The 26,113-nt window shown below is 43.2% G+C and carries 23 protein-coding genes; 13 read left to right on the forward strand and 10 right to left on the reverse strand.

What is annotated here, in order from left to right; all coding sequences use genetic code 11:
• The 7 genes from N477_RS09925 to purF form a co-directional block, all read left to right on the forward strand.
• Positions 1–1,496, forward strand: a 1,496-nt coding sequence (locus N477_RS09925) for a FimV/HubP family polar landmark protein (RefSeq protein WP_331245843.1), incomplete at its 5' end; no start/stop codon positions are given.
• Positions 1,497–1,603: 107 nt separating this feature from the next.
• The gene (truA, locus tag N477_RS09930) at positions 1,604–2,404 is read left to right on the forward strand and encodes a tRNA pseudouridine(38-40) synthase TruA (RefSeq protein ID WP_063360423.1); all 801 of its coding nucleotides are present in this window, start codon (positions 1,604–1,606) and stop codon (positions 2,402–2,404) included.
• A 219-nt stretch (positions 2,405–2,623) separates the two neighbouring features.
• On the forward strand, positions 2,624–3,499 hold the full coding sequence (gene accD, locus N477_RS09935; protein WP_046357907.1) for an acetyl-CoA carboxylase, carboxyltransferase subunit beta: 876 nt from the start codon (positions 2,624–2,626) through the stop codon (positions 3,497–3,499).
• Between the two features lie 22 nt (positions 3,500–3,521).
• Entirely contained in the window at positions 3,522–4,784 is a 1,263-nt protein-coding gene (gene folC, locus N477_RS09940) for a bifunctional tetrahydrofolate synthase/dihydrofolate synthase (protein ID WP_063360422.1), read from the forward strand.
• A 10-nt stretch (positions 4,785–4,794) separates the two neighbouring features.
• Positions 4,795–5,520, forward strand: a complete 726-nt coding sequence (locus tag N477_RS09945) for an SPOR domain-containing protein (RefSeq protein ID WP_063360421.1) — start codon at positions 4,795–4,797, stop codon at positions 5,518–5,520.
• 61 nt (positions 5,521–5,581) lie between these two features.
• Complete coding sequence (locus N477_RS09950; RefSeq protein ID WP_039608475.1) at positions 5,582–6,076, forward strand: CvpA family protein; 495 nt, start codon at positions 5,582–5,584, stop codon at positions 6,074–6,076.
• Between the two features lie 18 nt (positions 6,077–6,094).
• The gene (purF, locus tag N477_RS09955) at positions 6,095–7,621 is read left to right on the forward strand and encodes an amidophosphoribosyltransferase (protein WP_039608476.1); all 1,527 of its coding nucleotides are present in this window, start codon (positions 6,095–6,097) and stop codon (positions 7,619–7,621) included.
• Positions 7,622–7,733: 112 nt separating this feature from the next.
• Here purF and N477_RS09960 read toward each other — a convergent pair whose 3' ends face one another.
• Positions 7,734–8,333, reverse strand: coding sequence for a Yip1 family protein (locus N477_RS09960; RefSeq protein ID WP_063360420.1), 600 nt, complete (start codon positions 8,331–8,333; stop codon positions 7,734–7,736).
• Positions 8,334–8,542: 209 nt separating this feature from the next.
• Here N477_RS09960 and miaE point away from each other — a divergent pair, with 209 nt between their 5' ends.
• The gene (gene miaE, locus N477_RS09965; protein ID WP_063360430.1) at positions 8,543–9,331 is read left to right on the forward strand and encodes a tRNA isopentenyl-2-thiomethyl-A-37 hydroxylase MiaE; all 789 of its coding nucleotides are present in this window, start codon (positions 8,543–8,545) and stop codon (positions 9,329–9,331) included.
• A gap of 8 nt (positions 9,332–9,339) precedes the next feature.
• On the opposite strand, the gene N477_RS09970 is transcribed toward miaE, so the two are convergent.
• The 8 genes from N477_RS09970 to N477_RS10005 form a co-directional block, all read right to left on the reverse strand.
• The gene (locus N477_RS09970; RefSeq protein WP_063360419.1) at positions 9,340–10,674 is read right to left on the reverse strand and encodes an O-antigen ligase family protein; all 1,335 of its coding nucleotides are present in this window, start codon (positions 10,672–10,674) and stop codon (positions 9,340–9,342) included.
• Positions 10,675–10,677: 3 nt separating this feature from the next.
• Entirely contained in the window at positions 10,678–12,078 is a 1,401-nt protein-coding gene (locus N477_RS09975) for a GumC family protein (RefSeq protein WP_063360418.1), read from the reverse strand.
• A gap of 10 nt (positions 12,079–12,088) precedes the next feature.
• Positions 12,089–13,360, reverse strand: coding sequence for a polysaccharide biosynthesis/export family protein (locus N477_RS09980; protein ID WP_063360417.1), 1,272 nt, complete (start codon positions 13,358–13,360; stop codon positions 12,089–12,091).
• Between the two features lie 206 nt (positions 13,361–13,566).
• Positions 13,567–14,574, reverse strand: a complete 1,008-nt coding sequence (locus tag N477_RS09985; protein ID WP_063360416.1) for a glycosyltransferase family 2 protein — start codon at positions 14,572–14,574, stop codon at positions 13,567–13,569.
• Between the two features lie 10 nt (positions 14,575–14,584).
• Positions 14,585–15,826, reverse strand: coding sequence for an oligosaccharide flippase family protein (locus N477_RS09990; RefSeq protein WP_063360415.1), 1,242 nt, complete (start codon positions 15,824–15,826; stop codon positions 14,585–14,587).
• Positions 15,827–16,001: 175 nt separating this feature from the next.
• A complete protein-coding gene (locus N477_RS09995; protein WP_063360414.1) occupies positions 16,002–17,450 on the reverse strand; it encodes a sigma-54-dependent transcriptional regulator in 1,449 nt (482 codons plus the stop codon).
• Between the two features lie 258 nt (positions 17,451–17,708).
• On the reverse strand, positions 17,709–18,317 hold the full coding sequence (locus tag N477_RS10000) for a hypothetical protein (RefSeq protein ID WP_063360413.1): 609 nt from the start codon (positions 18,315–18,317) through the stop codon (positions 17,709–17,711).
• A gap of 13 nt (positions 18,318–18,330) precedes the next feature.
• Positions 18,331–19,959, reverse strand: a complete 1,629-nt coding sequence (locus N477_RS10005) for an LruC domain-containing protein (RefSeq protein WP_063360412.1) — start codon at positions 19,957–19,959, stop codon at positions 18,331–18,333.
• 238 nt (positions 19,960–20,197) lie between these two features.
• Between N477_RS10005 and N477_RS10010 the strand changes: the two genes are divergently transcribed.
• The 5 genes from N477_RS10010 to N477_RS10030 all read left to right on the forward strand — a co-directional run bounded on the left by N477_RS10010 (position 20,198) and on the right by N477_RS10030 (position 25,337).
• A complete protein-coding gene (locus N477_RS10010) occupies positions 20,198–20,941 on the forward strand; it encodes a putative nucleotide-diphospho-sugar transferase (RefSeq protein ID WP_063360411.1) in 744 nt (247 codons plus the stop codon).
• Positions 20,942–21,143: 202 nt separating this feature from the next.
• Positions 21,144–22,400, forward strand: coding sequence for a WecB/TagA/CpsF family glycosyltransferase (locus N477_RS10015; protein WP_063360410.1), 1,257 nt, complete (start codon positions 21,144–21,146; stop codon positions 22,398–22,400).
• Between the two features lie 2 nt (positions 22,401–22,402).
• Entirely contained in the window at positions 22,403–23,092 is a 690-nt protein-coding gene (locus tag N477_RS10020; protein WP_063360409.1) for a sugar transferase, read from the forward strand.
• 225 nt (positions 23,093–23,317) lie between these two features.
• On the forward strand, positions 23,318–24,457 hold the full coding sequence (locus tag N477_RS10025; protein WP_063360408.1) for a polysaccharide pyruvyl transferase family protein: 1,140 nt from the start codon (positions 23,318–23,320) through the stop codon (positions 24,455–24,457).
• Entirely contained in the window at positions 24,414–25,337 is a 924-nt protein-coding gene (locus N477_RS10030) for a glycosyltransferase family 2 protein (protein WP_063360407.1), read from the forward strand. The genes N477_RS10025 and N477_RS10030 overlap by 44 nt, the downstream gene beginning before the upstream one ends.
• Before the next feature lie 47 nt (positions 25,338–25,384).
• On the opposite strand, the gene N477_RS10035 is transcribed toward N477_RS10030, so the two are convergent.
• On the reverse strand, positions 25,385–26,104 hold the full coding sequence (locus tag N477_RS10035) for a UDP-2,3-diacylglucosamine diphosphatase (RefSeq protein ID WP_063360429.1): 720 nt from the start codon (positions 26,102–26,104) through the stop codon (positions 25,385–25,387).
• Between the last annotated feature and the right edge of the window lie 9 nt (positions 26,105–26,113).

The following is a 26,113-nucleotide window of genomic DNA, read 5'->3' on the forward strand; positions in this document are numbered from 1 at the left end:
TAGAAGCAGAGCCTGAACTAGAAGCAGAGCCTGAACTAGAAGCAGAGCCTGAACTAGAAGCAGAACCTGAGCTGGACCTAGAAGCCGGATCAGATCTACAAAGCTTGATGTCTGATATAGATGGTATTGAGCCTCAGAATGTTGATGACATGCTAGAGGAGCTTGAAGCTGAAGCCGAATTAGCGTCTTTAGATGAAGCATTATTGGCAGAAGATGGAGAGATAGACTTAGGGGACGATCCGTTAGGTGATGAAGTTGATTTGCTAGCAGATGAGCCTTTACCTGAGCCGGATTTAGTGACACCCAGTGCTCAACTAGAAAGTTACCCAGAACTTGAACTTGAAGAAATTGAAGAGCAAGAAATCTCTCTGGCTGAGGAGTCATTCACGGAAGAAATGAGTGAAACGGAGCGCCAGCTTGCACAGAGCCTTGAAAGCCAACGTGATTTAAATGCAGATATTGAAGGCGACCTTGAAGCGCCCTTTGAAGATGACTTAGACGATTTATTTGGTGATTTAGATGATGAGACTCAAGTAAGCGAATCGTCTAATTTAGAAACAGACACCTTATCTGAATTATCCAATGCGCAAGACTTAGCACTTGACGATGCACTAGAAGACGAGCTGGACGACCTAGGTATTGATTTAGATACCCCATTTGATGAAGATGCCGCGCTGGCTGCGATGGATGAAGAGGTACCTAGCGAACCTACCCAAAGCGTTCCTGAGCAAATCCAAGCGCCACAAGATCTCGAAATTGATTTAGACACACCTTTTGACGAATCTGCTGCGTTAGCGTCACTGGAAGCTGAAGCGCCATTAACAGATGAACCTGAGGAGCTTAGTAGCGCTGAACTTGATCAAGATACGGGGATATCTGACTCTGAACTGGATCTAGATGTAAGCGCAGATCCAGATGCATTTTTAGCGGAACTTGATGAGGCGGCTGAAGCGGATAGCGAAGTTGAGCCGCCTGTTGATATTGATGAAAATGCCATTGAAGATGCCTTTATGGCCGATCTTGAAGGCACTGACTTTAATGCCTTACTGGATGAGTTTGCTGAACCTGAAGCGCTTGATAGGGAGCAAGAACCAGAACTTGAGGTCGACTTCGATGCATTACTAAGTGAGGACTTAGATGATAAGTTCGAAATTGAGGAGGATACGCAGCAAGTTGAACTTTCCTCAATGCCTGAAGATTTTCTAGAGATTGATGACTTACTCGCAGAAAGTGATGATGCCGTGACGAATGAAGAGCCGTATCAAGAGCCAAATATGGATGTGGGGTTAGATGATTTTGATGAGCTACTTGCAGGCGATAATCCAACGGATGTGGATTTAGAAGAAGGCGGGTTCTCGGCGAAATTAGACTTAGCGAGAGCATATCTTGAAATAGAAGATTTTGACTCGGCAGTGTCCGCGTTAGACGATGTGATGGAGAATGGCCCTGAGTCTGTTCAAGAAGAAGCTAGGTTACTTAAAGAGCAGATAAAATAACAATGATGACATGATAAAGGGGGGCGATATCGCCCCCCTTTGCTTTTATTCCCAGCGCCAATAGCATAAAATGCCCGGCTATAATTTAGTGAAGAGTTTGCAAGTGTATGCGTGTAGTACTAGGTATCGAGTATAACGGTGGCAATTATTCAGGCTGGCAACGTCAAAGTCATGTGAGTAGTGTCCAAGAAGAAATTGAAACAGCGCTTTCGCGGATCTGTAATCATCCTGTTGAAATCGTATGTGCAGGTCGCACAGATGCAGGAGTGCATGCGACGGGGCAGTTAGTTCATTTTGATACTGATGCTGATCGTGAAATGAGTGCATTTACACTTGGTATGAACTCTCAATTACCTGACGATATTGCTGTGCGTTTTGCACAGCAAGTTGATGATGAATTCCATGCACGCTTTAGTGCAACAGCAAGGCGATATCGCTATGTGATTTATAACCATACATATCGTCCGGGCATATTAAGAAATGGCGTGACGCATTTCCATCACCTTTTAGATGAAAAAAGAATGCAGGCGGCCTGTCACCATATGCTAGGTGAGCAAGACTTTACCTCTTTCAGAGCGGTACACTGCCAATCGAATACGCCGTTTAGAAATATTCACCACCTACAGGTTGATAGATTTGGTGATTATGTTGTTATTGATGTCAAAGCCAATGCATTTTTACACCATATGGTGAGAAATATCACGGGGTGTTTACTAGACATAGGTATTGGTGAGCAATCGCCTGATTGGATGGCAGAACTGTTGGCTTTAAAAGACAGAACACAGGCGAGTGCAACGGCTAAACCAAATGGCTTGTACTTAGTGGATGTTGATTACCCTGAAAAATGGGGTATTCCTAAAATGTCAGTGGGTCCACTGTTTTTGCCGGAAGTTGAGATTAAAAAATAATTATTACTTAGGCGTGGATGAAACTGCATAAGTTATTTAATTATAAGCGATAACATTCCTTATACTGTGCATTAAAATCTCAGTTCCTCACGCGTCTATTACTTGTTAAGACTACTAAGACCAGTTTTTTATACCGCTGTTGCCTTAAACATGTTTTAATTGGGAAAATCTGTCTGTGTGCACAGACTAATATACAGAATAAAGACAAGAGAGTTGCCAATGAGTTGGTTAGAAAAAATCTTGCCTAAAGCTGCTAAATCGGCAGGTAAGAAAGAGGTTCCGGAAGGAGTATGGGCAAAATGTACAGCCTGTGATTCCATCTTATACAAAGCTGAGTTAGAGAAGTCGCTTTATGTATGTCCTAAGTGTGACAATCATATGCGTATTTCAGCGCGTGAGCGCTTAGAGCGTTTCCTAGATGACGGTGAGCTTGTGGAATTAGGCACTGAGTTTGAGCCACAAGATGTATTGAAGTTTAAAGACTCCAAAAAGTACTCTGACCGTATTACTGCTGCACAAAAAGTCAGTGGTGAAAAAGATGCGCTGATCGCGATGAAAGGTCGCTTGAAAGGCATGCCAGTTGCGGCAGTTGCATTTGAATTCTCATTCATGGGTGGTTCAATGGCGTCTGTTGTAGGTGCGCGATTTGTTGCTGCTGTGAATGAGTGTCTTGAGCACAATATGCCGCTAATCTGTTTCTCGGCATCAGGCGGTGCACGAATGCAAGAAGCTTTATTTTCATTAATGCAAATGGCTAAAACCAGTGCTGCACTTGCAAAAATGAGTGAGCAAGGTTTACCGTTTATCTCTGTATTAACGAACCCAACCATGGGTGGTGTATCAGCGTCATTAGCAATGCTTGGTGATATCAACGTGGGTGAGCCAAAAGCACTGATTGGTTTTGCTGGTCCTCGTGTAATCGAGCAAACAGTACGTGAAACCTTACCTGAAGGTTTCCAGCGCAGTGAGTTCTTATTAGAGCACGGTGCGATTGATGTGATTATTGACCGCCGTGAAATGCGTGACTCTCTAGCACGTATGATTTCTAAGTTTATGGACTTGCCTTCTACAGAACAAGAGCATAGAGTAGCGTAAATTTTTCGAAATTGAGCTAGCTATGTCACACATCAAACCTAGCCAATCATCGAGCTTAGATGATTGGCTTTGTTATTTAGAGCAACTGCACCCTGCAAATATCGAAATGGGGTTAGAGCGTGTTGCCCAAGTCGCAAACAATATCCACTTACTTGATACCCCCAGTAAAATCATATTGATCGGTGGCACTAACGGTAAAGGCACAACAGCTCGCTGTATGGAAGCGATGTTACTTTCACAAGGCTATTCAGTTGGTACCTACGCTTCCCCGCATCTTATCCGCTACAACGAGCGCGTGCGTATTAATGGCCAAGAATTGGCAGACCAAGATCATGTGGATGCGTTTTATCAATTGGAGCAAGGCCGTGGCGAAACGCAGTTGACCTATTTTGAATATGGGACGCTCGGCGCGCTGGCTCTATTCAAACGCTATGAAGTGAATTATGTGCTGCTTGAAGTGGGGTTAGGTGGTAGGTACGATGCAACAAACATTGTCACACCTTACGCTAGTATTATTACTACAATCGATCTCGACCATAAAGAGTATCTAGGTGATACACGTGAGCTTGTAGGGTATGACAAAGCGGGTATTTTTAGAACAAACACCCCTGCGATCGTGGGCGATCTGAATATCCCTCATACGGTCACGGATTACGGTGATGAAATTAACGCAGATATGATTTTATCAAAGCGTGATTTTGTCTTCACACCACTTGATAATGGTTTGTGCTGGCAGTATCAAGAGTATGATATGACGCTCACACAGCCTAGCATTCCTGCACAGAATGTAGCAACCGCGTTGACGGCGTTAGCACGACTAGACCTGCTACCTGAGCAGGAAAAAATACCTGAGTTATTAGATAACTTACAGGTAGAAGGGCGCTTTCAAAAGCTCAGTGACTCTCCTTTAGTGTACACAGATGTTGCCCATAACCCAGAATCAGCACGTTATTTACGTACAAAGTTGCTCGACTTAAAAAATCAGGGCTTTAAAATTAATGTCTTAGTCGCTATGCTTGCTGATAAAGACAAAGCTGCGGTCATTAATGAGTTGAGTGATGTTGTAGAACATTGGACATGTGCTTCCCTTAGTGGACCAAGAGCGGAAAGTGCCGACAATATGCGTGCAGTGTTAGGGCAGGTGCAGCAACATGATGTTGCAGCATATGAGTCTGTGCACCTAGCACTTGATGCATTGTTACCTGCACAAGAAGCCAACTCAGCACTTATTATTTTTGGCTCGTTCTTTACGGTTGCAGATGCCATACAGTATTGGAAAAAATAGAGAGTAAGACGTGAACTCAGGATTTGTAAATCGCCTCGTAGGTACCAGCATCATAGTGATTGCTGCCATCGTATTTATTCCAAATATTTTGGATGGCGAAAAAGTGCACTATAAAGAGGGGTTCCAACAAATTCCTGAGCGACCAGAGTTTTCATCTATTGATCTTCAAGAGACGGTAGAGGCGCGCGCAGAATTAGCTGTGCAGCCAAAACCTGAAGTGGTAGAGGATATTCAAGCAGATGATATCCCTGCTGATATAAACCTAGATGATACATCGGTCGTCTCAAATGATGCAGAGGCGAGTACACCAGCAGAAACGCAGGCTATGTCATCTGAAGCAGAGGCACAGAAAGTCGCTGACGTACCAGTAGAGCAAGCTGAGTCTCAACTTAAGCAACCTATAGAAGAACAAGTGGCAGAGCCAAAGAAAGTTGCGACTGTTGAGGTAAAAGCGCCTGAGCTTGAGCGCCCTGAGGATTCTAACTTTTCAAAAATGGCGTATGTAATTCAACTGGGTAGCTTTTCTCACAAAGCCAATGTTGATGCGTTAACCGCAAAACTTAAGCTCAATGGCTTTAAAACCTTTACTCGTCCCGTTAAAACACCCAACGGTACTTTAACGAAAGTATTTGTTGGACCAGATTTAAATAAGCAAAAACTTGAAGCTAAGTTACCAGAATTAAAGAAGTTAACTAAACTTAATGGCCGCCTTACGCAATTTAAGGTTGCAAAATGATCTGGCAATTCTAGGACGTGTCTTATAAAATGCGCCCAAAATTAACGACTTGTTGGTTATTATGATTTGGGTTGATTACGCCATATTTACAGTTGTCGGTATTTCTACCTTTTTTGGCCTGATACGCGGCTTTGTAAAAGAAGCTATGTCCCTTGTAGTTTGGGTTGGCGCATTCTTTATATCCAGTCTATTTTATCAATACCTATCCACTTTCCTTACCTTTGTTTCAGAACCCCTATTAAGAAACGCAGCAGCAATAGCCATACTATTTGTCGCAACGCTGGTATTAGGTGGATTAGTTAATTTTATATTGGGTGAACTTGTACAGCGTACAGGATTATCTGGCACAGACCGTGTTGTTGGCATCTTATTTGGTGCTATGCGCGGTGTATTAGTGGTCAGCGCCCTGTTGTTCTTTCTCGATGCTTTCACCAAAGCCCCAGATACAGATTGGTGGAAGGCGTCGGTAGTAATCCCTGAATTTGGATTTGTTATTGAGTGGTTTTTCTCTTATTTGGAGAACAATTCGAGCTTTTTAAATTCAGCAAACCGTTAATCGGCGAGGAATTTTTTAATGTGTGGTATCGTTGGGATAGTCGGAACATCTCCTGTTAATCAGGCTTTGTATGACGGCTTAACTGTTTTGCAACACCGCGGTCAAGATGCAGCGGGCATCATTACCATTGACAACAATACGTTTAGCCTTCGCAAGGCAAACGGCTTGGTAAAAGACGTGTTTCACACACGTCACATGAAACGACTACAGGGCAACATTGGTATTGGCCATGTGCGTTACCCTACAGCGGGCTCTTCAAGCTCTGCTGAAGCGCAGCCTTTTTATGTAAACTCTCCATTTGGTATCTCATTAGCGCATAATGGAAATTTGACCAATGCTGCGGAGTTAAAAGAGCGTCTGTTTACCAAGGCTAGACGTCATGTAAACACAACATCAGACTCTGAGATCCTGCTAAACATCCTAGCTTATGAGCTAGGTTGCAGTGACAAAATGAAGCTGGATGCAGATGACATGTTTACCGCAATTGCCGCAGTGAATGCGCAGTGTTCAGGTGGTTATGCAAGTATCGCAATGATCATTGGTCACGGCATGTTAGCGTTCCGTGACCCGCATGGTATTCGCCCATTAGTATTTGGTAAACGTGACACAGACAATGGTACTGAGTACATGTTTGCTTCTGAAAGCGTAGCATTGGCGACAGATGGCTTTGACTTCGTGCGTGATGTTGCCCCAGGTGAAGCGATTTACGTGACTGAAGATGGCCAGTTCTTCTCAAAAATGTGCGCAGATAAAACTATGTTAGCGCCATGTATTTTTGAGTTTGTTTATTTTGCTCGTCCAGACTCAACCATCGACAACATGTCTGTTTATGCATCACGCGTAAATATGGGTACCAAGCTAGGTGAAAAAATACAACGTGAGTGGGCGGATAAAGACATTGATGTGGTTATTCCAATCCCTGAGACCTCATGTGATATCGCCCTTGAAATTGCTTCTGTACTCAACCTGCCATATCGTCAAGGCTTTGTGAAAAATCGCTATATTGGCCGTACTTTCATCATGCCAGGGCAAGAGCAGCGCAAGAAGTCAGTACGTCGCAAGCTTAATGCCATCGACAGAGAGTTTGTCGGCAAAAATGTGTTATTAGTGGATGATTCAATCGTACGTGGTACGACCTCGGCGCAAATCGTTGAAATGGCAAGAGAAGCAGGTGCTAAAAATGTTTACTTTGCATCAGCTGCCCCTGAAGTACGCTTCCCGAACGTATACGGCATCGATATGCCATCGGCTGCTGAGCTGATCGCGCATGGTCGTGAGCTTGAGGACATCAATGCGAGCATCGGATCTGACGGTCTGATTTATCAGTCACTTGAAGATTTAATTGCAGCAGTTCGCATTGAAAACCCTGAGATCAGCCAGTTTGAAACATCGGTATTTGACGGTCAGTACATCACAGGTGATGTTGATCAGGACTACCTAAACCGTATCGATGCACTGAGAAATGACTCAGCGAAATCAACGCGTGAGCAAGCGATGTCAGCGAGCTTAGAGCTACATAATCAAGAAACAGGCGAAGGCGAATAAGCAACGCATGAACTTGAATATGTAAAAAAGGGCGATGGTGAATACCATCGCCCTTTTAGTTTGATTTCGTTTTTAGGATAAAAGCAAAGGCAGCGCGAATCACCACGCTACCCTAAGTAAATGTAGGGCTAATTATGCCATTCGTCCATAAAATAGCCGTTGCAGCAAGAATGATCACCAATAAAATAAGTCCACAGGTGACCATTGAACTGGCGTAGATAAAGCCTCTCTCTTCGGGAATATGCATGAGAATAGGCACACCCGTGTAGAGTAGGTAGACAGAATAGGCGACAGAGGCGATGCCAACACTGACCACAAACCAAAGCTCTGGATAAATGGCGGCAATGGCTGACATAAAGAGTGGCGTTGAAGTGTAAGCTGCCAGCTCAAGGGTTTGCGTAAAAGTTGGTGCGGCGCCAAAGGTGACTGCCATCCAATGCGCTAAATAGGCAAGTGCAAATACGCCAATGATCAGTGCAAAGTACATAGCAATTGCGATGAGCAGGGCACTTTCATGAGTAAGGTACACAGCATCACCCGCGCCAATTTTCCAACCTAAATGAACAGAAGAAATGTATCCCATAATACTTGGGATCAGGGCTATTACTATCATATGGGATAGGCTAAAGCTGGCATTTTCATGATGGTTGTCAATCGTCTGCCACTCCTCAATTGGGTGAGCATAGAGCCCCCATAAGTGGTTTAAAATCATACAAAGCCTCTCTTGTTTTTTGGGTGTTTTTTACACAACCTCAATTAACATATGAAATATTGGTTAAATTTTGTCAAGCAACTCGGGTTAAACGACGGGTGTACTTGATCCTAAATAATCAAGCCATGTTATTTCCGCTACGCCAAGATAGAGTGGCATGGTGAGTGTGTGATAGAATTGCGCCATTAGTTCGAAATATTTTGATGATGATGCTAGATAAATACGCAGATTTGCTTGCACCGATATACGAGTTCTTGGGTACGTGTACACCCGACAGTTGGATTGAAGAGGCTAAAAAGCCTGAAAATTTGCAACGACTTCTTGTTGACCACATGCATTGTGAATTAAAAGCGGCGCAAAGCGCAGCATTTTTAATTCGTAAATATGCCGTGGATAATGAGTCAGCAAAAACGTTATTGGGCTGGGTAAAGCCTTATGAGGATTTTGTATATCGTAAAATAGGTGATGGCACGTTTGCAGCGAGCAAAAACGAGTTAATTGGCAGCTTAACTGCAAAGCCAGAATATGCCTACAACCAAGATATATTAGACAAAATGGTGCGTCTTATTAAAGAAGAGCTGCATCACTTTGAACAAGTGCTTGAGATCATTCAGCAAAGAGGTCTATGTGTACAAAGCCTAAACGCATCTCGCTATGCTGCGGGTATGATCAAGCATGTGCGCACGTTTGAGCCTGCTGCGTTAATTGATAAGCTCATTATTGGTGCATTTATCGAAGCGAGATCGTGTGAGCGCTTTGCTAAACTTGCGCCGTTTTTAGATGATGAACTGGCGCGCTTTTATGTATCACTGCTGCGCTCTGAAGCACGTCACTACCAGGATTATATTGAGCTTGCTGAGCAAGTCGCACAGGCAACAGATCCGAAACGCTTTGATGTGGCTGCGCGCATAGCCGAGTTTAAAGCCATTGAAAATGCGTTAATTGATACACCAGATGAAGACTTTAAATTCCACAGTGGTGTGCCTGTAGCGGCATAAAAACTTAATTAACGCCCCGCGCGTCTGCTTGGAAAGTGCTCTATTTGCCTGTGTTTTCTAGTTGATGCGCGATATGCCTTCTCGCCTTTGAATACGATGCCAAACCATAGCAATGCCGGCCAGTACAAAAACGACAAAATCTCCAAGTTTTCAAAAAAGCTATAACAGATAAATACCGTCATTAAACACAAGGCAGTTTGAGCTGTTTTAGAGTCTTGTGATTTCCATAAAAAGTAAATAAAGGTAAGTGCCATGGGCACAGCAAGGGCGATGGCGCCAACTATACCTTTTACAAAAAGTAGTCCATACCAGCTATGGTGAGAGCCAATTGGCATACGCTCAACGAGTTTTGGCCCGCGCTCAACAATACCGTGACCCCAAATAGGCGCTTCTGCTTCCCAGCGCTGTACGGCTATATTGGCTAATGCTTGTCGTACTCGCGTTGAGCCTGGCCGTTGTTGTTTGACGGCTTCGTAAGAGTCCATTACCCATTGATACACAGGCTCACCGAGTAACAGTATTACGGGCACTAAAAAGCCGAGTAAAAATAAAAACCATGGCTCTTTGAATTTATCACTGAACATCACCATAGGAAAAAGCATAATAAAAATGGCAATGCCGGCACGAGATTGAGAGAGCAACAGCATGGCCCAGCACCCAGCGATGGCCCAGCGGCGAATGCGGGCGTTTTGCTCTTGCAGGCAAAATACCAGATAGATACACGCCATAAACCCGGCTGCGGGAGCCCATGGTGTGAAGAAGCGCCATCTACCAGCACCGGTTTCTGGGTTTATGCCGTAAAAACTCACCATGAAAAAGCTTTCCCCGGGCCCGCCGATGACTTTTAACGGCGAGAGGAAAATATCGCCGGGTAAGCGGCCTAAATAAAAAATAAAAGAAACCACAGCAAAGATCAGGGTTTGAATACCGATGATGCACACAGCACGGATCAAGACTTCTTTACGAATTTGAATTAAATTCCCTATCAATGGAAATAGCGCTAAAAGTGCCCACCCTTTCATCCAACCAATGGACGATTTTATGGTTTTTCCTATGCCTAATGACCAATTGAAGTGTGCAATAATGAGCGCCACTAGCATCACCATCATGGCGATGATCCATAACCAAACCATAGGGTTAACGCGGCTATGCTTTTTATCGACTTCAACGTAGAGGCGGGTGATCACCATGGCAAATAAGATCCAGCCAATCACTGAGCCGAGAACGTATAGTGTGCCTGTTAAAAAGGAAGGGTAGGTCAGCACTAAGCCAGCCCAGACGACGAATTCTTCTGAGCTGACAAATTCTTTCTTCTCTCCTGGCAATGCTGACAGTAGTAGCATCCATTATCCTTTTGCTTTTGGCTTCTCAACAACAAGTGCAACGATCTCTCTGCGCTTATTAACCATTAATATAGCAAGTGATGTGAAGATCATCGCAAAAAGTGCTGCAGCAATGGCCAAGGCTTTTTTAGGACTGACTGCTTTGAAAGCCATTGAAGGTGGCGTCATAAGTTGTACAATCGGATAGGAAGCGAAGACATCGGCTTTACTTGCTTCTAAGCGCGCTGCTGCTGAGGTGAATACCGCTTCTGCTAGGTCAAACTCTCGTTGAAGGCGTTCAAGCTCTGCAGCCTCACGTGCATATATTTTAATTTTTTCGTTTAACAAAGTTTGGGCTTGGTCTAGCTGAACTAATTTTGCTTCTTTGCCTTTTTTAACAGCGTAAGCGTTAATAAGATCTGCAAAAAGTTGCGCACGTTTTGGGTTGTTTTTTAAATCTAGTGAAGTGAATATGTGCGCTGCGTTTGGACCCACCAAACCTTGCGAGCGGTTGCGAAGCGACTGTTTTGAGTATTCAAAGCGAGCAAATTCTGCTTTGACTTTCGGGTGACCTTCACCCCAACGTGAACGATATTCGCTTAACTGAGATGCACTAGAAGTGAGCTCTGAAAGATAGCCACGAAACTCACTGTCAGACTGAAGTACAAATGCTTGACCTGCCATAGCAGGTGACACACCTAAGTCTACGCTCAACTGGCTGACATAGTCTTCGCCTTGGCCGATCTCAGCTTGGATCATCACCATTTTTTCTCTAATTGAAGACAAAGTAGCTGTTTCTCTTTGCAATTGCTCAGCAGACACAATGAGTGAGCGCTGTTGAAAATCAATAATATTATTACGCGTTAGGTTTAGACGCTCACGATATTGGTCTAAAACAGCTTTGATGCTTTCATCGCGGCGTTTAACCTCATCTGCACGCAAATGGTCAAGCTGTGCTTGTAGTGCGTCGTAGATAGCCCATGCTTTGTTTTGAGCAATTTGTGGTGAGCCGCCGGTTGTTTCTACATTCAAAATAGAGGTTTGCTCGGTTAAGCGTACTTTTGGATTGCCAAACTCGCGACCTGTTAGATTCATTGTTTTAGCTGCGCTATCTAGCAGGTTACGACTCATGATCATCTCTTTGTAGTTAACGCGCGGGTTATATCCTTTACCGAATGGCGCACTGGTCGACGAGACAACTTGACCTACTTCGTCGATATTAACTTGGCTGTTTGCACCTGTACCCGGTAGCACAATGTCAAAATCACTTTTGAATGTGGGGGCTTTTTGCAAATAGGCAATCACCAATAATGTAATGACAACATAGCTAATCGCACATGCAGCTAAGTATGGTCTGCGCAGCCAACGATAAATCGTTGCTCTAAAGCGGCTGTATGGCGTTGTGACTTGAAGTGCTGTACCCATGATACACCTCCTAAAACACCTTGAATGGTGCGACTAAGTCTAAAACTGTTTGCGCCACGTCTCTTAAATTTGTGATATCGGAGTCGTAACAGGCGATGGCGTCATTTGGCATTACGTATGGATTGATTTTATCTCTATAAGGCATACGTATAAGTTGCTCGATTGAACGCTCTATAACTTGTGTTTGTTTCGTAATTGGGTGGGTGCTGACTAACACCACGCGACGAGGCGCGTTAGTATATGACTTGCCACCCACACAGTTGGCAGAGACTGCGGCTTGTAATAAACGCGTACCATAAGGTAAATTGTTTGAAAAGCGACCGATTGCGGCGTTTGAATTGCTCTCTGCAGAATCTATCAAGTTAGACATAAACACTCGAAAGCCCTTTGGCGTGATCTGAGAGGGTCTAACCAAGTGAGGTTGAAAACACCCAGTGCTTGGCACGATGACTTGGTCGCCAGCGATTAGCGCATAATCGGTTACCGGCTCGCCTGTTAAAATTCCTGTGAGGTCTACTTCTACCTGCCAACCTGAACGAATTAAAATCACTTGGTCGAGCTTTGCATCAGGGCGAATACCAGATGCGGTTCTGACCGCTTCAGACAATAAACGCTTTTTACTTTGGTCACCAGAAGCTGCAAGACGCTCTTGCTGTACTTGCGACGGGATCGTTGCATTAATTGTCACACGACCTGGCTCAAACACAGCGCCAGATACAGGCACTTCTATGGAAGCTAAGTTCAGTACTTTGATATTTACATCAAGCGTATGCGCTTTGAATATATTCGCTCTGATCAATGCCAGTTCAATGCGCTCACTTAAATGTTTGGTGGTCAAACCCGCTGCAAAGATAGGTTCAATCACAGGCATTTCCAATAGGCCAGAGCTATCTAGTATATAGCGGCCATTGAAACCTTCACCAAACTCCATATTAATGTCGATCAAGTCGCCCGGGCTCAGTGGTAAAGAATTTGCATCTCTTCCACCAAGTACTGGTACTGGCGCTTGGTTGTTTGGGTGCGTAACAATTGCTTTGTCAACGCGATACTGTTTTGAAATGGCAAATTCGTTCGCGCCAGAGCAATCTAAACCAGCTGCGAATACTGTGCCGGGCTCTGCTGGATTAATCACTGTGCCTTGTGCATCAGGGTGGCCATAAAAACGGTCGTCGTTGTCTTCTAACTCTACTGTTCCGTCAATATGTGCACAGCCAGCAGTCAGCGCGATATTGCACACAAGTGCTAATATACTGAGCTTTGTTGTGATGCTGGTGACTGTCATAGTCTATTCCTTAATGAAAGATACTGTCTTAAATAAAGCATTAATTAGGCCAGTTGTCTAAATCATTAAAAAACATAGGGTTACATTGTTATTTTGCGGTTCTTATATTGGCTTTTTGCAATTTGCATTGAGTGGTGTTTGCAAAATAGAAAAACCAGCCTTTGCTGGTTTTTTTATTTAGGGGTATTTGATGTGATAAGTAATCATTAATGCGACTTTTGAATGTATGAAACACCGCGCATCGCCGCGTTCTCTATGGTGTTATAAATGCAAGCAGGTAATGTACTCAAATACGTACAAGCCCATGTTGCTAGGGTGCGTTTTGGCTCTTCTTTCAAAATACGCCAGTTAGTTTTAAGTGCTTGGTGCATCAACTTAATTGCCTGAGAGCTATTTCTTGACTGAATCGCACGGCGGCATAAATAACGTAGCTGATAAGCTTTTGCCAGTGAGGCATATTGATTGAAGAAGGCTTCATGGCCGATACGGTTTTGGTCAACTGCATACTGCCAGCTGGTAAATTGCTTATGCAAGTTAGATGATAAGCCTGATGCGTTGACGCGATAATAAGTCAGTGGCTGCGCAATCCCTTCAAATTCAAAATCAGTATCTAGTGCCATTCTTAACCACATTTCGATGTCTTCAGATTGGCGCAGTTCTTCATCAAAGTATTGTGTCCATGCACGCATACCATCTTGAAATGCCACTGCATCAAATACCGTTTTTCTGATAACTGGCGCAGATCCATTACCAACCGGGTTGCGGCAAAAAATTTGTTTTGTGGTGATGTCTTTTAAAGCAGGAAATTGGCCAATGCCAAGAGGCGCACCGTCTTCATCTACAAACAGAGATGGACAGTAGCTCACCCCGACTTTTGGGTTGCTGTCTAAGTGTGCAACATGCAACTCTAATTTTTTTGCTGACCAGAAATCGTCGGCGTCCAGTAGGGCAATGTATTTACCTTTCGCTGCTCGAATTCCAGTGTTTCTAGCTCCCGATAGGCCGCGATTAAGTTGTTGAATGACTTGAATACGTGAGTCATCAAATTGTGCGACTTTAGCCAGAGTATCGTCACTACAGCCATCATCAACACATAAAATTTCAAAGTCTTGATAAGTTTGCTTCAATACCGAACCGATGCTTTGCTCAATATATTTACCTACATTGTACATAGGAATAACGACGCTAACTGTTGGGTTGATTAAAGTAGTCATAGCAAGCTCCTTAGGCGGCTTTGATGGCGCTGAATTTGACAAGAAGTACATTGATGGCAGGAAATACTAGCCACAATATGCTGCTCAAAAGTAAAACTAGGGCAAATGTGTCTGGCTGCTGTGGTGCGACAGCCAATACACCGATGATGGATACGATAAGGCAGAATGCACATTGTTGTGTTTCTAACTTAAATAGGCCTTTACTGCGTAGCATGGCACTGTAGGTGTCTGACCATACTGTTGTGATTGCAATAAGGCACAATAAACTGGTTGTTGTAAAACTTGCCTGCCAATCTGCTGAGAAAAGAAACGGTACATAGACTGGCACCAAAATAGATTGGCATACAAAAATGGCAGATACCGCAGCAGTAACCAACATGATTTTTTGATTTAAATTGCCCGTTTGCGCATTTTTTTGTTGCTGGCAAACATATGGGTATAGTGCGGTGATATAAGCTTGGCTGATTGACATGGCAAGGCCAATGCCCGCACTTTTAGCAAAGCTATAAAGGCCAAACAGTTCGGGTGAGAGTAATCTTGCACCAATGAAGATGTCCATGTTCATACGCAGTGAGCGCAGACCTTCAGCAGCAGCGAGTTGCGTAGAAGAACCAAGTAAATAAAAAAAGGTATCGCGCTTGAAGCCTATTTTATGGGGCAGAGTGTCAACCAGTGAAAAAGCACCAAGCCATAGCAGCGCAAATGCCCATTTTGCGTAAACAATCGATAACAAGCCCGCATCAAAATATAGCGCAACGGCAATGGTGATGTTCTCTAAGATGATGCAACAACTGCTGATCATGCTAAACAGTGCCATACGGTTGTCGCGTTGTACTAAAAACGCACGGGTGCTGACTATTGGAAATACTAAATAAGTAAATGCCATTAACGCCACTAAGGTGGTGATGTCATGTTCCGGAAAAAGCCATTGGGTTGCATAAGCTGCAAACAGTTGCACGATGAAAAGCGTAATGCACAGTAACCACTGTATGCATAAACCATTTGATAGATAATCAGGTAATTCATTTTCTTTGGCGCGAATGATTTGCGCGCCGGTGCCAGAGCGTAACAGTAAACGAATGACCTCATGAATGCTCAGAGCCAACATGGCTGCGCCATACTCTACTGGGACCAAAAATGCTGCCATTGCCATGATGCTCAGTAAGCGTGTAGCTTTAGCTACGACTTCTGCGCCCACCAGCCAAGAGGTGTTACGCAGTAGGAGCTTCAGTGAATGTTTGTTTGATTGCATCCGGTTTACTCGGTTTTAAGTGATACCTGTATCAATCAATAATTAAGCCAACTCTGATTTTATTTTTAACTTTATGTTATATCTATTTATTTTGTAATTTTACGCTTTATCAAATGACGCTGTACTCGCAATTTGCAATGCAGATATTTTTTAATTTGCAAAGTGCCTATTACTGCTAAGGCTCCCATTTTTGTATTTTGCGATACAAGGTAGATGGGCTAACTTCTAATAATCCCGCGGCTTTGACTACATTGTCTTCACAGACCAATAAAGCTTGCTCAATGGCGAAGCGCTCAACCTCTGACAGTGGCACAATATTGCTGGCATCGGGCGTTGCTGTGCTCACTGATGGTGTTGCACCATTGGTAGGCATGGCATTGGCGGGTGATTTGTCTTTAGGTTTGAAAAGCTCTTCACTGGGTTTTAAATGTAATTGTTGCATAAGTGTCTCTTCACTTACCATGGGCCCGTCGGACATCACCACGGCACTGTGAATGAGGTTTTCTAGCTGCCTGACGTTACCTGGCCAGGCATAATTCAAAATGAGCTGTTCTGCGCGCTTTGAAAAGCCGACAAAAAGCTTATTTTCCATTTCGCTAAATTTGTTGAGATAGAAGAGTGCAATTTGCAAAGGGTCTTCATCACGATCAGACAAGGCTGGCATATCTATCGCGATGACATTCAGTCGATAAAATAGGTCTTCACGCAGTAGTTGCTGCTCAATGGCTTCAAGTGGGTTGCGGTTAGTCGCACAGACAAAACGCACGTCGACTTTTTCGACCTTGCCGCTACCGACGCGTTGAAAAGTGCCCGTTTGAATGAAGCGAAGAATTTTAGCTTGAAGTGCCATATCCATTTCGCCAATTTCATCCAAAAATAGCGTGCCGCCATCTGCAAGCGTCGCAGCGCCATCGCGGTTATTGGTCGCGCCAGAGAACGCGCCTTTAATATGGCCAAAGATTTCGGACTCCATCAATTCAGATGGGATCGCGGCACAGTTAATACAGACAAGCTCATTGTTGTGACGAGGACTTAGGTTGTGAATGGCCTCGGCGGCCAGTTCTTTACCCGTTCCACTGGGACCGGTGATAAACACATTAGCACGGCTCGGTGCAGCCTTGTCGATGCATTTATACACAACTTGCATTGCTAAAGAGCTGCCAATAAAGCGTTGGAACTGAGATCTATGTTCTCTTTTATAGCGTTTTAGGCTGGCGCGCAGCATGTTGCGCTCAGCAATGAGCATTTTAGTCTGTAGTGCCTGCTCAATGGTTATCCTGAGATTATCGTTATCCCATGGTTTTTGCATATAGCCCCAAACTTTCCCTTGGTTTATCGCGTCAATGAGCGCAGCTTGCTCGGTAAAAGCAGTGAGCATAATGCGAATGGTGTCTGGGTATTGTTCAGCGATAATGGCGAGTAGTTCATTGCCAGTCATCTCAGGCATATTTTTATCAGTGACGACCACATCGATGGATTCATTCGCCAAAATTTCAAGTGCGGCAGGTCCGCCTTCAGCGGTATGAATATGATATTGATCGGAGCGTAATGCTCGGCTGAGTGAGCGCAAAATATGTGGCTCGTCATCAACTAGCAAAATATTAAGTCCTGTTATTTTATCCATTCAAGCGCTCCTTTATTAATTTTTGTTCTCTATTAAGATATAGCAGTGTAACTCTCAGAGTTCCAAAGACTTTTGTCAGAAAGTAGCGGATATTTAATATTTATCACGATGCGATAAATATAACCGCAACAAGCATAGACAAAGATTCTGACTAACGTATAAAGATCCGACAATTTTGTTGTGACAGGGTAAGGGGGGTGTGAAGAGGTGGAATAAAGTGCGCTCCACATAAGCAGAGCACACTTTGGCTTGGAGAGCTTACTTAAATGTGTGGACTATTGTCTCGTCAGAATCGAGCGGAAACAGCACTTGGTTTGTCTCTAACATACTATCTACGCGTACCAGCATCGTTTTAGCTGTCTGTGGTAACGTAAGGGTGTGCTGTAGCTGTCCAGATGGATTAAATCTTAAAGTGGCAACAAGCGCTTTATTGCCCATCAACTCATCTTCAACAGAGGGAACCTCAACATCAAACGAATAAATTTTGATGGTTCTTCCTGCTAGAGATTCACCAAACACGTTTTCGCCACTGAACTCCATTGTGACTTCATCGTTGGTTCTAAATTTAAAATCAGGCATAACATAAAGGTCTGTCGAGTCTGTCGCTGTAGACTCTTTAAGCTCAGTCTGTGGCATGAAGTCTTCCATTGTCGCTGCCGGTTCTTGCACTGGTGTTTGTGCTGGCTCTGTTTGTTGAGGTTCATTCACTGCAGTGCTTGTATTTGCTGTTGCAGCAGGTTGCGTACTGGATTGTGTCGCAGTGGGTGCTGGCGAGCTCGATTCAGAGCCGCCGCCTCCACAGCCTGTCATCAGAGTAGCAAGCAGGGTGATGCTGAACATTGCGGTTAAGTTAGTTACTGTTTTCATGGTACGCTCCTAATTACTCTGATTCTGGCATGTAGTAGTGGGTGTCTCTGTCACTGGTTTTGTACCAATCCTGTGCTTGTGCACCGCTTGATTCAACCCAGGTCTCGTAGTTAGGGTATGCCCATAGCACATCAATATATTCACGAGGGTAGTTAAACTCTTCACTCACTGTCAGTGCCCAAGGCAAGTTATCAGCCGTTCTGAAATAACGGTTTAGGCTTGGATCTGATGAGTCATCCACCTTACCAAAGCGCGTTTGGTCGAATAAGTCTGTTGGCGGATAGTCAGCCATGTGAACTTCAATGGTGCGATCCGCTGTTCTGAAGATAAAGAAGTCTAAGTCCGCGATGCTGAGTGAAGGTTGAGATGCTTCAAATGTCACATCGAGTGTAAACGGTATTGGCTCGAAATAACTGCATTCTTTCACTGTGTTAAAGTGCGTACACTTGCCTGATTCACCGGTTTGAGTAAATAGCTGTGTATTGCTCCAAAGTTGTAACACGGCATTTGTTTGATACTCTTCAACATTCTTTTCAAACACCTGACCGTCAATGGTGACAGTGGCCTTTTCAATCAGAGCTGGTGCTGAGTCTAATATGCGAAGTGCATAGCCATTTTCATGTGCCGCACCACGTGCAGTGATCCAGCCGTGTAAAATAAATCCGCTGACTTCGTTATTGGCGTTAAATGTCGTCTGAATACGTTGTTTTACGACTAAATCATTTAGATCATAGTCGCCGCGCTGTGGCCAATTATCTTCATAAGCGAGTGTAGAAACCCCTGTTTGTGACGGGAAATACTGACTGTGCGAACGTGTAAAATCATTTGGAAATTCATCTTGCTCATCAGGTATACCATCAGCATCGCTGTCGTTGGCCTCAGGCATGACAACAAGATTGCTCGATTGAATTGCGGTGCCGGGGCTACTTTGCACACTAAAAACAGCATCGTTAAAATCGTTGTCACCCCAGGTACGTGGTAAGTCTTCGAAACCAATAACCACTTCTTGTTCTTGCTCATCGTATAAAAGCACGCAGTGCTGTCTTAATTCTTCAGTCGGTTCAGGGTTAAGTGATGAAATTGAGTAGTAGTAAGGGATTTGCCAGTTTTTAACCCCTGTGTAATACCAAAAACCATTTGCAGCGACGAAAAATCCGATACTGGTGCCCGCAGGGTGTGTGCCGATGCTGACACGGTGACCGTTGGTCAAATGTGGGTAGCTTAAGTTAGGAAAGACGATGGTCTCTTGTATTTGATCTGCTGAAGTGGGCGGATTTTCTGGGTCAAAAGTGAAATAGCCAAACGAATTTTTATATCCAGCGCCTTCGTGAATAAAAGTGATAAATACTTCGGCTTCTTCAACTAAGTGTATTGTAGAGCCGCTGTCACCCGTTATGAAAGCTTCATTTACTTTTGCTTCGGGTAATGCGTTGCTAATACGTTGAAAAAAATCACGATTGTATTCGTCGCGCGCATAAATCATGCTGTCGGGCTTACCTGTATTTTGGTTATATCCACCTGGCCAAGCTTGCCCAGATTGGAATTGCCATACGTAGTTGCCATCGACTTGTTGTACTGCAACTGCGCTTGATGCCATAGTGCAAAGTGCAGCAGAAACGCACATCTTTGTGAAATAGCTCATAACGTGTAGACCTTGTTTTCGATTAAGTTGATATGACATGAGCAGCAACTGTGCCAGAAAATAAAGTTGTTAAATTACAGTTGCTTGTGTGTTTTTTGGGAGTTTTTAAGGGAGCGGTTTTTGCAAATTAATACGCATATTTTTTAAATTTCTTAAAATGAAAAAATATTTCTTGTGCAAACTTATGTTGAGTTTGCTTTATTTAAAAAAGACACAAAGTCAGATTAAGGAGCGGTAAATGACAAATAATAAAAATGGCACACTGGTATTTAGCGTGGCTTTAAATGGTTACCAATGGCGTTATAGCCACTGTATAAAAAGTCAAAAGCGATATGCAAAAAAAATGGGGTATGACTACGTAGTTATTACTCGGCCTCTATTTACCTCGTTAGGGGTAGAGTGCTGCTGGCTTAAACTGTTACTTTTAAAAGCTGCGTTACAGGCGGGCTATATTAATGTGTTGTTTGTTGATGCTGATGCATTCATACAAGATGACTGCCCACAGATTGAATCGCTACTTGTTGCTGATAAGTTCATTTATATGGCCCACGGTTTTAGTGGCGAAATCAATTCAGGCGTGATGTTAGTGCACAATACTTCAGCTGCAATCGCGTGGTTTGAGCAAGTGCTTGACGCTATTGAAACCCCTGTGGCGGAGTCGAAGGGGATTGGCTGGGGGGAAAATGGACATGTTGCGCATTTTGCTAAAAGCACCGATGGATTTCAGTTAATTTCGGATAAATGGAACAACACGCACTCTAAAGACATGGCGGATTATATTCGTCACTTTAATTATGGCCCTTTGAAAAATAGCTTTTTTGATAAAATGGTCCATAAAATCATTTTTAAAGTGAGTAAGCTATTGCTTAAGTGCGACCTTAATGATGCCCAGCAACAAGGTAAAAAGCTCACCGTTGTTAACAGTAAACTGCCAGCGCTATTTAACAGAGTTCGTCGTATTTATCCGCAATTTAGTAAGTAGTAGGGAAGTATAATAAATCGTAGCTCCCATATTTTTTAAATTAAAAAACACTTTTCGTTGTGCTTTGCAAATTAAGAAACTCTATTCACTCTAAAATTGAAAATTTGAATTAAATTAAGTTAATTCAAAGTTTTAAATTTTTTATTTCATTTGGCACAGTCCTCGCAACTACCTCTACAACAAAGATTACGGAGGTGGTGACATGGCTGCTCAAACTAACAAACATAAGATTGCATCTACAGAAAAAACCAGTGCAACACGCAATGTAATCAGATTTACGTTTGCAATCGTTTTGATGGTCGCTTTGCTTCCTTTATACATCTTAAACGTTCTACTTAGCATGCTAGTTATAAAGGCTCCAATCAAAAGTGAAAACTGGATTGATGTCGGCGGTGACGTGGTTGAGCTATATAGCTGGCAAACAGGCCTATTCAAGTCAAGTGCTAACGTAATTAACGTTGCATTGGGTCAAGTTCACTTTGTGGGCACACCCATTATTCGCGGCACAACGTCAATCCCAAATGTAAAGCGGTTCAAATCACCGTGTGAAAAAGCGGGTTTGTATGATTGCTTACAGCTACATCGGGCTACAGGTTTAGTTGCAAGTGATGAGCTATCACTGCTCGAAGCACAAGCGAAGCAAAACTGTATTCAAGACGCGATGATGGTGTTTAAGTTAGTTGTGTGTAAGGCGCTGTATAAAAAGGGTGGCAGTACACAAGATGACAGCCAAATGTTTGGTATACCGTTCGCGAATACCAAAATGCACGATGCAATCAATTGGGTATGTCACAGTGAGCAAGTACAAACAAACTGCCGCGTCGGTTACTTCCTGAATGTGAACTCAATTAACTTGGCTGCGAGCAACAAAGCGTTACACAGTACGCTGTGTGGTAGCGATAAGAACTTTGCTGACGGTTCTGGCATGCGCATAGCGGCACAGCATTCAGGTATCGATTTAGCAGACAATGTTAACGGTACTGACATGTTACCACTGCTGTGTGAGCAGGCTGTACAAACCGAACAATCATTCTTTTTGCTAGGGGCAAAAGAAGGCGTCGCGAAACAAGCAGGCGAAGCTCTACAAGCTAAATACACAGGCTTAGACATTCGTGGCACGCATCACGGTTATTTCAACAGCGATGACGACATCATCGAGCAAATTAATCAAAGCGGAGCGACCATTTTGCTGGTGGCTCTAGGGTCACCTCGCCAGGAACTATGGCTTGCTAAAAACAAACATCGTTTAAATTGCCAGTGTGCATTGGCAGTAGGTGGTTTATTTGACTTCTTTTCTGGGGCAATTCCAAGAGCACCGCTCTGGATGCGTGAAATGGGCTTAGAGTGGGTATGGCGTTTAATGCAAGAGCCAAAAACCAAGTTCAATCGCTATGTTATTGGCAACCCAGTGTTCTTATTCCGAGTTTTCATTTTAAAACAATCTATCAGAGGGCTTTAATCATGGATATCACAACTAAAATTGCGACAAACGTGACAGCTGCATCAACTCAAACAGCAAAGAAAGTAACAAAACACCATATTGACGGTGTCCACCATGGCATTCCAGTGTGGTTCCAAAGAGCGGTTGCAGCGCTAGGCTTATTAGCTATTAGCCCTCTATTATTACTATTAATGTTAGCGATTAAGCTAGAAAGCAAAGGGCCAGTGGTATTTCGTCAAACTAGAGTAGGTAAATTTGGTCGTCGTTTCACTATGTACAAGTTCCGTTCAATGTATATGCAGGACGACCCGCGCTTCCAAGCGCCTGACCAGAAAGACAGTTCTAGAGAGGGCGTATGTCAGAAGTATATCCATGACCCTCGCATCACTTGTATTGGTCGTTTCATTCGTAAATATTCGATTGATGAGTTACCGCAGTTATTGAATGTTGTAAGAGGTGACATGATGTTAATCGGTCCAAGACCAGCACTAGAGATGGAAGTTGCACAATACAAACCAGCACAGCTATCACGTTTAAATTCAGAACAGGGTTTAACAGGTCTTTGGCAAGTAACAGGCCGTGCTGATACGACATTTGAGCAGCAAGTGCAATTGGACGAGCAGTATATTATTGAGCAGAGCATCATGAGCGACGTTAAGATTTTACTAAAAACCGTACCATGTGTAGTAGGTGCAAAAGGTGCATATTAAAATTCAATCTCTTCACTTTATCCAGCCAGTAACTTATTTACTGGCTTTTTTATTTTAAAAATCCCCGCATTTTGCATTTTCGTTCTGCAAATTCTCATAGTGAAAATACCCACCATTTATTTTGATGTTAGTTTAAGTTATTGATAATAAAAAATTTAAAGTTAAATTTTATTTTGGCACAGCCCCTGCAATATCTAGGTATAGACACAGAGTTGAGGACTACACATGCAAAGCAAACACGACATATATGTTGTTGGTTACTACGGCATGCGCAACAGCGGAGACGATGCGCTGATGTTAGCAAGTATAGAAGGTGCAAAAAGCACATTCGGTAGTAACAACATCGCTGTTAATGCCAGCAATCAATATGGCTTAGTGAGACAGCTAGAGGTACAAGGTCAAGCGCCGATGTTGTTTAGAGGCCACCAAAGAGTAACGCATTACAAACGTGCGTTTAATGCAAAGAAAATTGTTTTTGGTGGGGGCTCGGTATTGCACTCCAGCAGAGATATTGCACAAAAGTGCCATATGGTCACTCTGTGTGGCAAGCAGTCTAGCTATGCCGTTGGTGTTGGGATTGAGGATTTCAAAACAACAGCAGACGAAAAGCAGTGTGCGAAGTTTTTAAACAAATGTCACTTCACTGGTGTAAGAGATGCGAAAAGCTTTGAAATTGCGAAAGCGATTGCACCGAATGCCAATATAGCGCAGACATTTGATTTGGCACCTTCGCTGTTACATTACTTCGGCAATTCAATTCAAGCAATTGAGCGCAGAGGTGTCGCATTTAATTTCTGTCAGCAAGCGATTAACGCTTTTGGTGAAGCAGATCAGTTAAGTGAACGTGCCAGAATCAGAAAAGCGGTGAAGTTGATGACCGCTATTTGGGAAATGACACGTGAAGATATTTACCTTGTAGACTTTAACGATCACAGCACATTAGGTGATAACAATGTGCATGAGCAAATTCTTCGCAAAATGCCAAGTTATGTACCAGTTAAACGTATTCGTTACACGGTGAATCCACTGCGCTTATTACAAAGCATGGCGATGTTCAAAGCAGTGATTGGCATGAGATTACATGCAGCAGTTTATGCCTACATGGTGAATACGCCGTTTATTAATTTGCAGTATCACAGCAAGTGTAAGCAATGGTCAAAGCAAATTGGTATGGCAGACATGTATCAATTTGATGCCAATGACTATGACCCACTAGAGGTCATTAATATTACAAACCAGGTTGTATCGGGTCACTGTGTAGCACCAACACTACTAGTAGAGCAAGCGGTCGCATTATCAATGAATAATTGGAGCAATGAATATGAACAGCATCAAATTCTCAGTTGTCATCCCTCTGTACAATAAGCGCGATTGCATTGAGCGTGCAATTAACAGTGTGGTTGCTCAAAGCTATGAAGCAGATGAAATCATTATCATTGATGATGGTTCTACAGATGACAGTGCAGATATCGTCAGTACTTTAAATATCAGTAACGTAAAATTAGTGAAGCAGGCAAACCAAGGTGTATCCGAAGCGCGTAATGCAGGTGCTAATATTGCCAAGAATGAATTTATTGCTTTTTTAGATGCCGATGATACATGGTCGCCATTTTTCTTGAATAGCATTGCAGATTTAATCAATCAATACCCAAACATGGGCTTATATGCAACGCGTTACCAGAAAGTATACGGTGATAATGATTATAAAGACGCAAAAATTGCGTTGACTCAATGGGATGCTAACGGCTACGAAATGGATAACTATTTTGCGGTCGCAGCCAGTGGTGACCTACCATTTACCATGTCGAGTATCGTTGTAAGAAAGTCGACATTTGATGAGTTAGGTGGCTTCCCGCGCGGTGAGTGGATGGGAGAAGATCAGAGCTTTTATGTTAACTTTGCTTTATACTCGCGTATTGCCTACTCTCCGTTAATTGAAAGTTTTTACTTTCAAGGCACTCAAAATAGCGCGTGTGACAAGGCACCGCCAAAAGAGTTATGTCCATTTGCAGAGCGTTTGCTGGATGATGTGAAAGCAGGGCGTATCTCACCCAAGTTAGAGCAGATGGTATTAAAGTATGTTGGCGCACATATTTGCGACTTGGCTAAACGCCATATTAAACATGGCTCTTATGATTATGCAGCACAGTTACTGTCAAACCCAGTATCTCGCACTAAACCGGTTCATTGGAGTTTTTACAAGCTGGTATCTACGCCAATGTCTATTTTCTCTAAAGCAGCATAGACTATGACAATATGTTTAATATTGAGCGAGTAAAGTACTTAGGTACTTTATTCGCTAAAAGCGTGTTGCTCTAAAGATTGAGTCTGTTCTGTCACAAGTAAATATGAGCTTTGACTATACCAATCTCCTAACACTGTTCTAGTGAACTTATCTTTATGTACTTTTGGCCTGTGTGTATGGCCGTGGATCATGTGTTGTACATTGTATTTTTCAAACATCTCAGCGACAGCGTCGTCTGTCACATCCAAAATACTGGGCGCTTTACCTTGTTGATTAAGCTTGCTTTTTGCTCTGGCATTTTTGGCCACTCTGCGTCTGTACCAAAGCGGCATTGCGAGCATTAATTTTGGCCACCACCAGCCGCGACTCTTTTTTCGAAACTTTTGATATTCGACATCTTGAGTACACATTTCATCACCGTGCAAAATCAGCGTAGGCGTGCCGTATAAGTCGATTACTGCTTGCTCAGGTAATAAAGTCATGCCACATAATTTGGCATACTGTTCGCCAATTAAAAAATCACGGTTGCCGTGAATAAAGTACACATTTGTACCTGTTAGGCTAATAGATTTGAGTCGTTTAGCGACTTCAATTGCAAGTGGGTCGCCTTCATCATCGCCAATCCACACTTCAAAAAAGTCACCCAATATGTATAACGCATCCACGCTGTTATCAATATACGCATCTAAGAAGTTATAAAAGGCGTTAGTAATGTCTGGTCTGTGTTCGGTTAAATGAAGGTCAGAAATAAAATAGGTCTTGCGCATGATGTCTCT

Origin of the sequence: Pseudoalteromonas luteoviolacea H33-S (genome assembly GCF_001625695.1) — a bacterium.
Lineage (GTDB): Bacteria > Pseudomonadota > Gammaproteobacteria > Enterobacterales > Alteromonadaceae > Pseudoalteromonas > Pseudoalteromonas luteoviolacea_B.

Bases quoted from the DNA above. Each gene is read 5' to 3' on its own strand.
- truA (WP_063360423.1), top strand. From the start codon at position 1,604: ATGCGTGTAGTACTAGGTATCGAGTATAACGGTGGCAATTATTCAGGC.
- accD (WP_046357907.1), top strand. From the start codon at position 2,624: ATGAGTTGGTTAGAAAAAATCTTGCCTAAAGCTGCTAAATCGGCAGGT.
- folC (WP_063360422.1), top strand. From the start codon at position 3,522: ATGTCACACATCAAACCTAGCCAATCATCGAGCTTAGATGATTGGCTT.
- N477_RS09950 (WP_039608475.1), top strand. From the start codon at position 5,582: ATGATTTGGGTTGATTACGCCATATTTACAGTTGTCGGTATTTCTACC.
- purF (WP_039608476.1), top strand. From the start codon at position 6,095: ATGTGTGGTATCGTTGGGATAGTCGGAACATCTCCTGTTAATCAGGCT.
- N477_RS09960 (WP_063360420.1), bottom strand. From the start codon at position 8,333: ATGATTTTAAACCACTTATGGGGGCTCTATGCTCACCCAATTGAGGAG.
- miaE (WP_063360430.1), top strand. From the start codon at position 8,543: ATGCTAGATAAATACGCAGATTTGCTTGCACCGATATACGAGTTCTTG.
- N477_RS09970 (WP_063360419.1), bottom strand. From the start codon at position 10,674: ATGCTACTACTGTCAGCATTGCCAGGAGAGAAGAAAGAATTTGTCAGC.
- N477_RS09975 (WP_063360418.1), bottom strand. From the start codon at position 12,078: ATGGGTACAGCACTTCAAGTCACAACGCCATACAGCCGCTTTAGAGCA.
- N477_RS09980 (WP_063360417.1), bottom strand. From the start codon at position 13,360: ATGACAGTCACCAGCATCACAACAAAGCTCAGTATATTAGCACTTGTG.
- N477_RS09985 (WP_063360416.1), bottom strand. From the start codon at position 14,574: ATGACTACTTTAATCAACCCAACAGTTAGCGTCGTTATTCCTATGTAC.
- N477_RS09990 (WP_063360415.1), bottom strand. From the start codon at position 15,826: ATGCAATCAAACAAACATTCACTGAAGCTCCTACTGCGTAACACCTCT.
- N477_RS09995 (WP_063360414.1), bottom strand. From the start codon at position 17,450: ATGGATAAAATAACAGGACTTAATATTTTGCTAGTTGATGACGAGCCA.
- N477_RS10000 (WP_063360413.1), bottom strand. From the start codon at position 18,317: ATGAAAACAGTAACTAACTTAACCGCAATGTTCAGCATCACCCTGCTT.
- N477_RS10005 (WP_063360412.1), bottom strand. From the start codon at position 19,959: ATGAGCTATTTCACAAAGATGTGCGTTTCTGCTGCACTTTGCACTATG.
- N477_RS10010 (WP_063360411.1), top strand. From the start codon at position 20,198: ATGACAAATAATAAAAATGGCACACTGGTATTTAGCGTGGCTTTAAAT.
- N477_RS10015 (WP_063360410.1), top strand. From the start codon at position 21,144: ATGGCTGCTCAAACTAACAAACATAAGATTGCATCTACAGAAAAAACC.
- N477_RS10020 (WP_063360409.1), top strand. From the start codon at position 22,403: ATGGATATCACAACTAAAATTGCGACAAACGTGACAGCTGCATCAACT.
- N477_RS10025 (WP_063360408.1), top strand. From the start codon at position 23,318: ATGCAAAGCAAACACGACATATATGTTGTTGGTTACTACGGCATGCGC.
- N477_RS10030 (WP_063360407.1), top strand. From the start codon at position 24,414: ATGAACAGCATCAAATTCTCAGTTGTCATCCCTCTGTACAATAAGCGC.
- N477_RS10035 (WP_063360429.1), bottom strand. From the start codon at position 26,104: ATGCGCAAGACCTATTTTATTTCTGACCTTCATTTAACCGAACACAGA.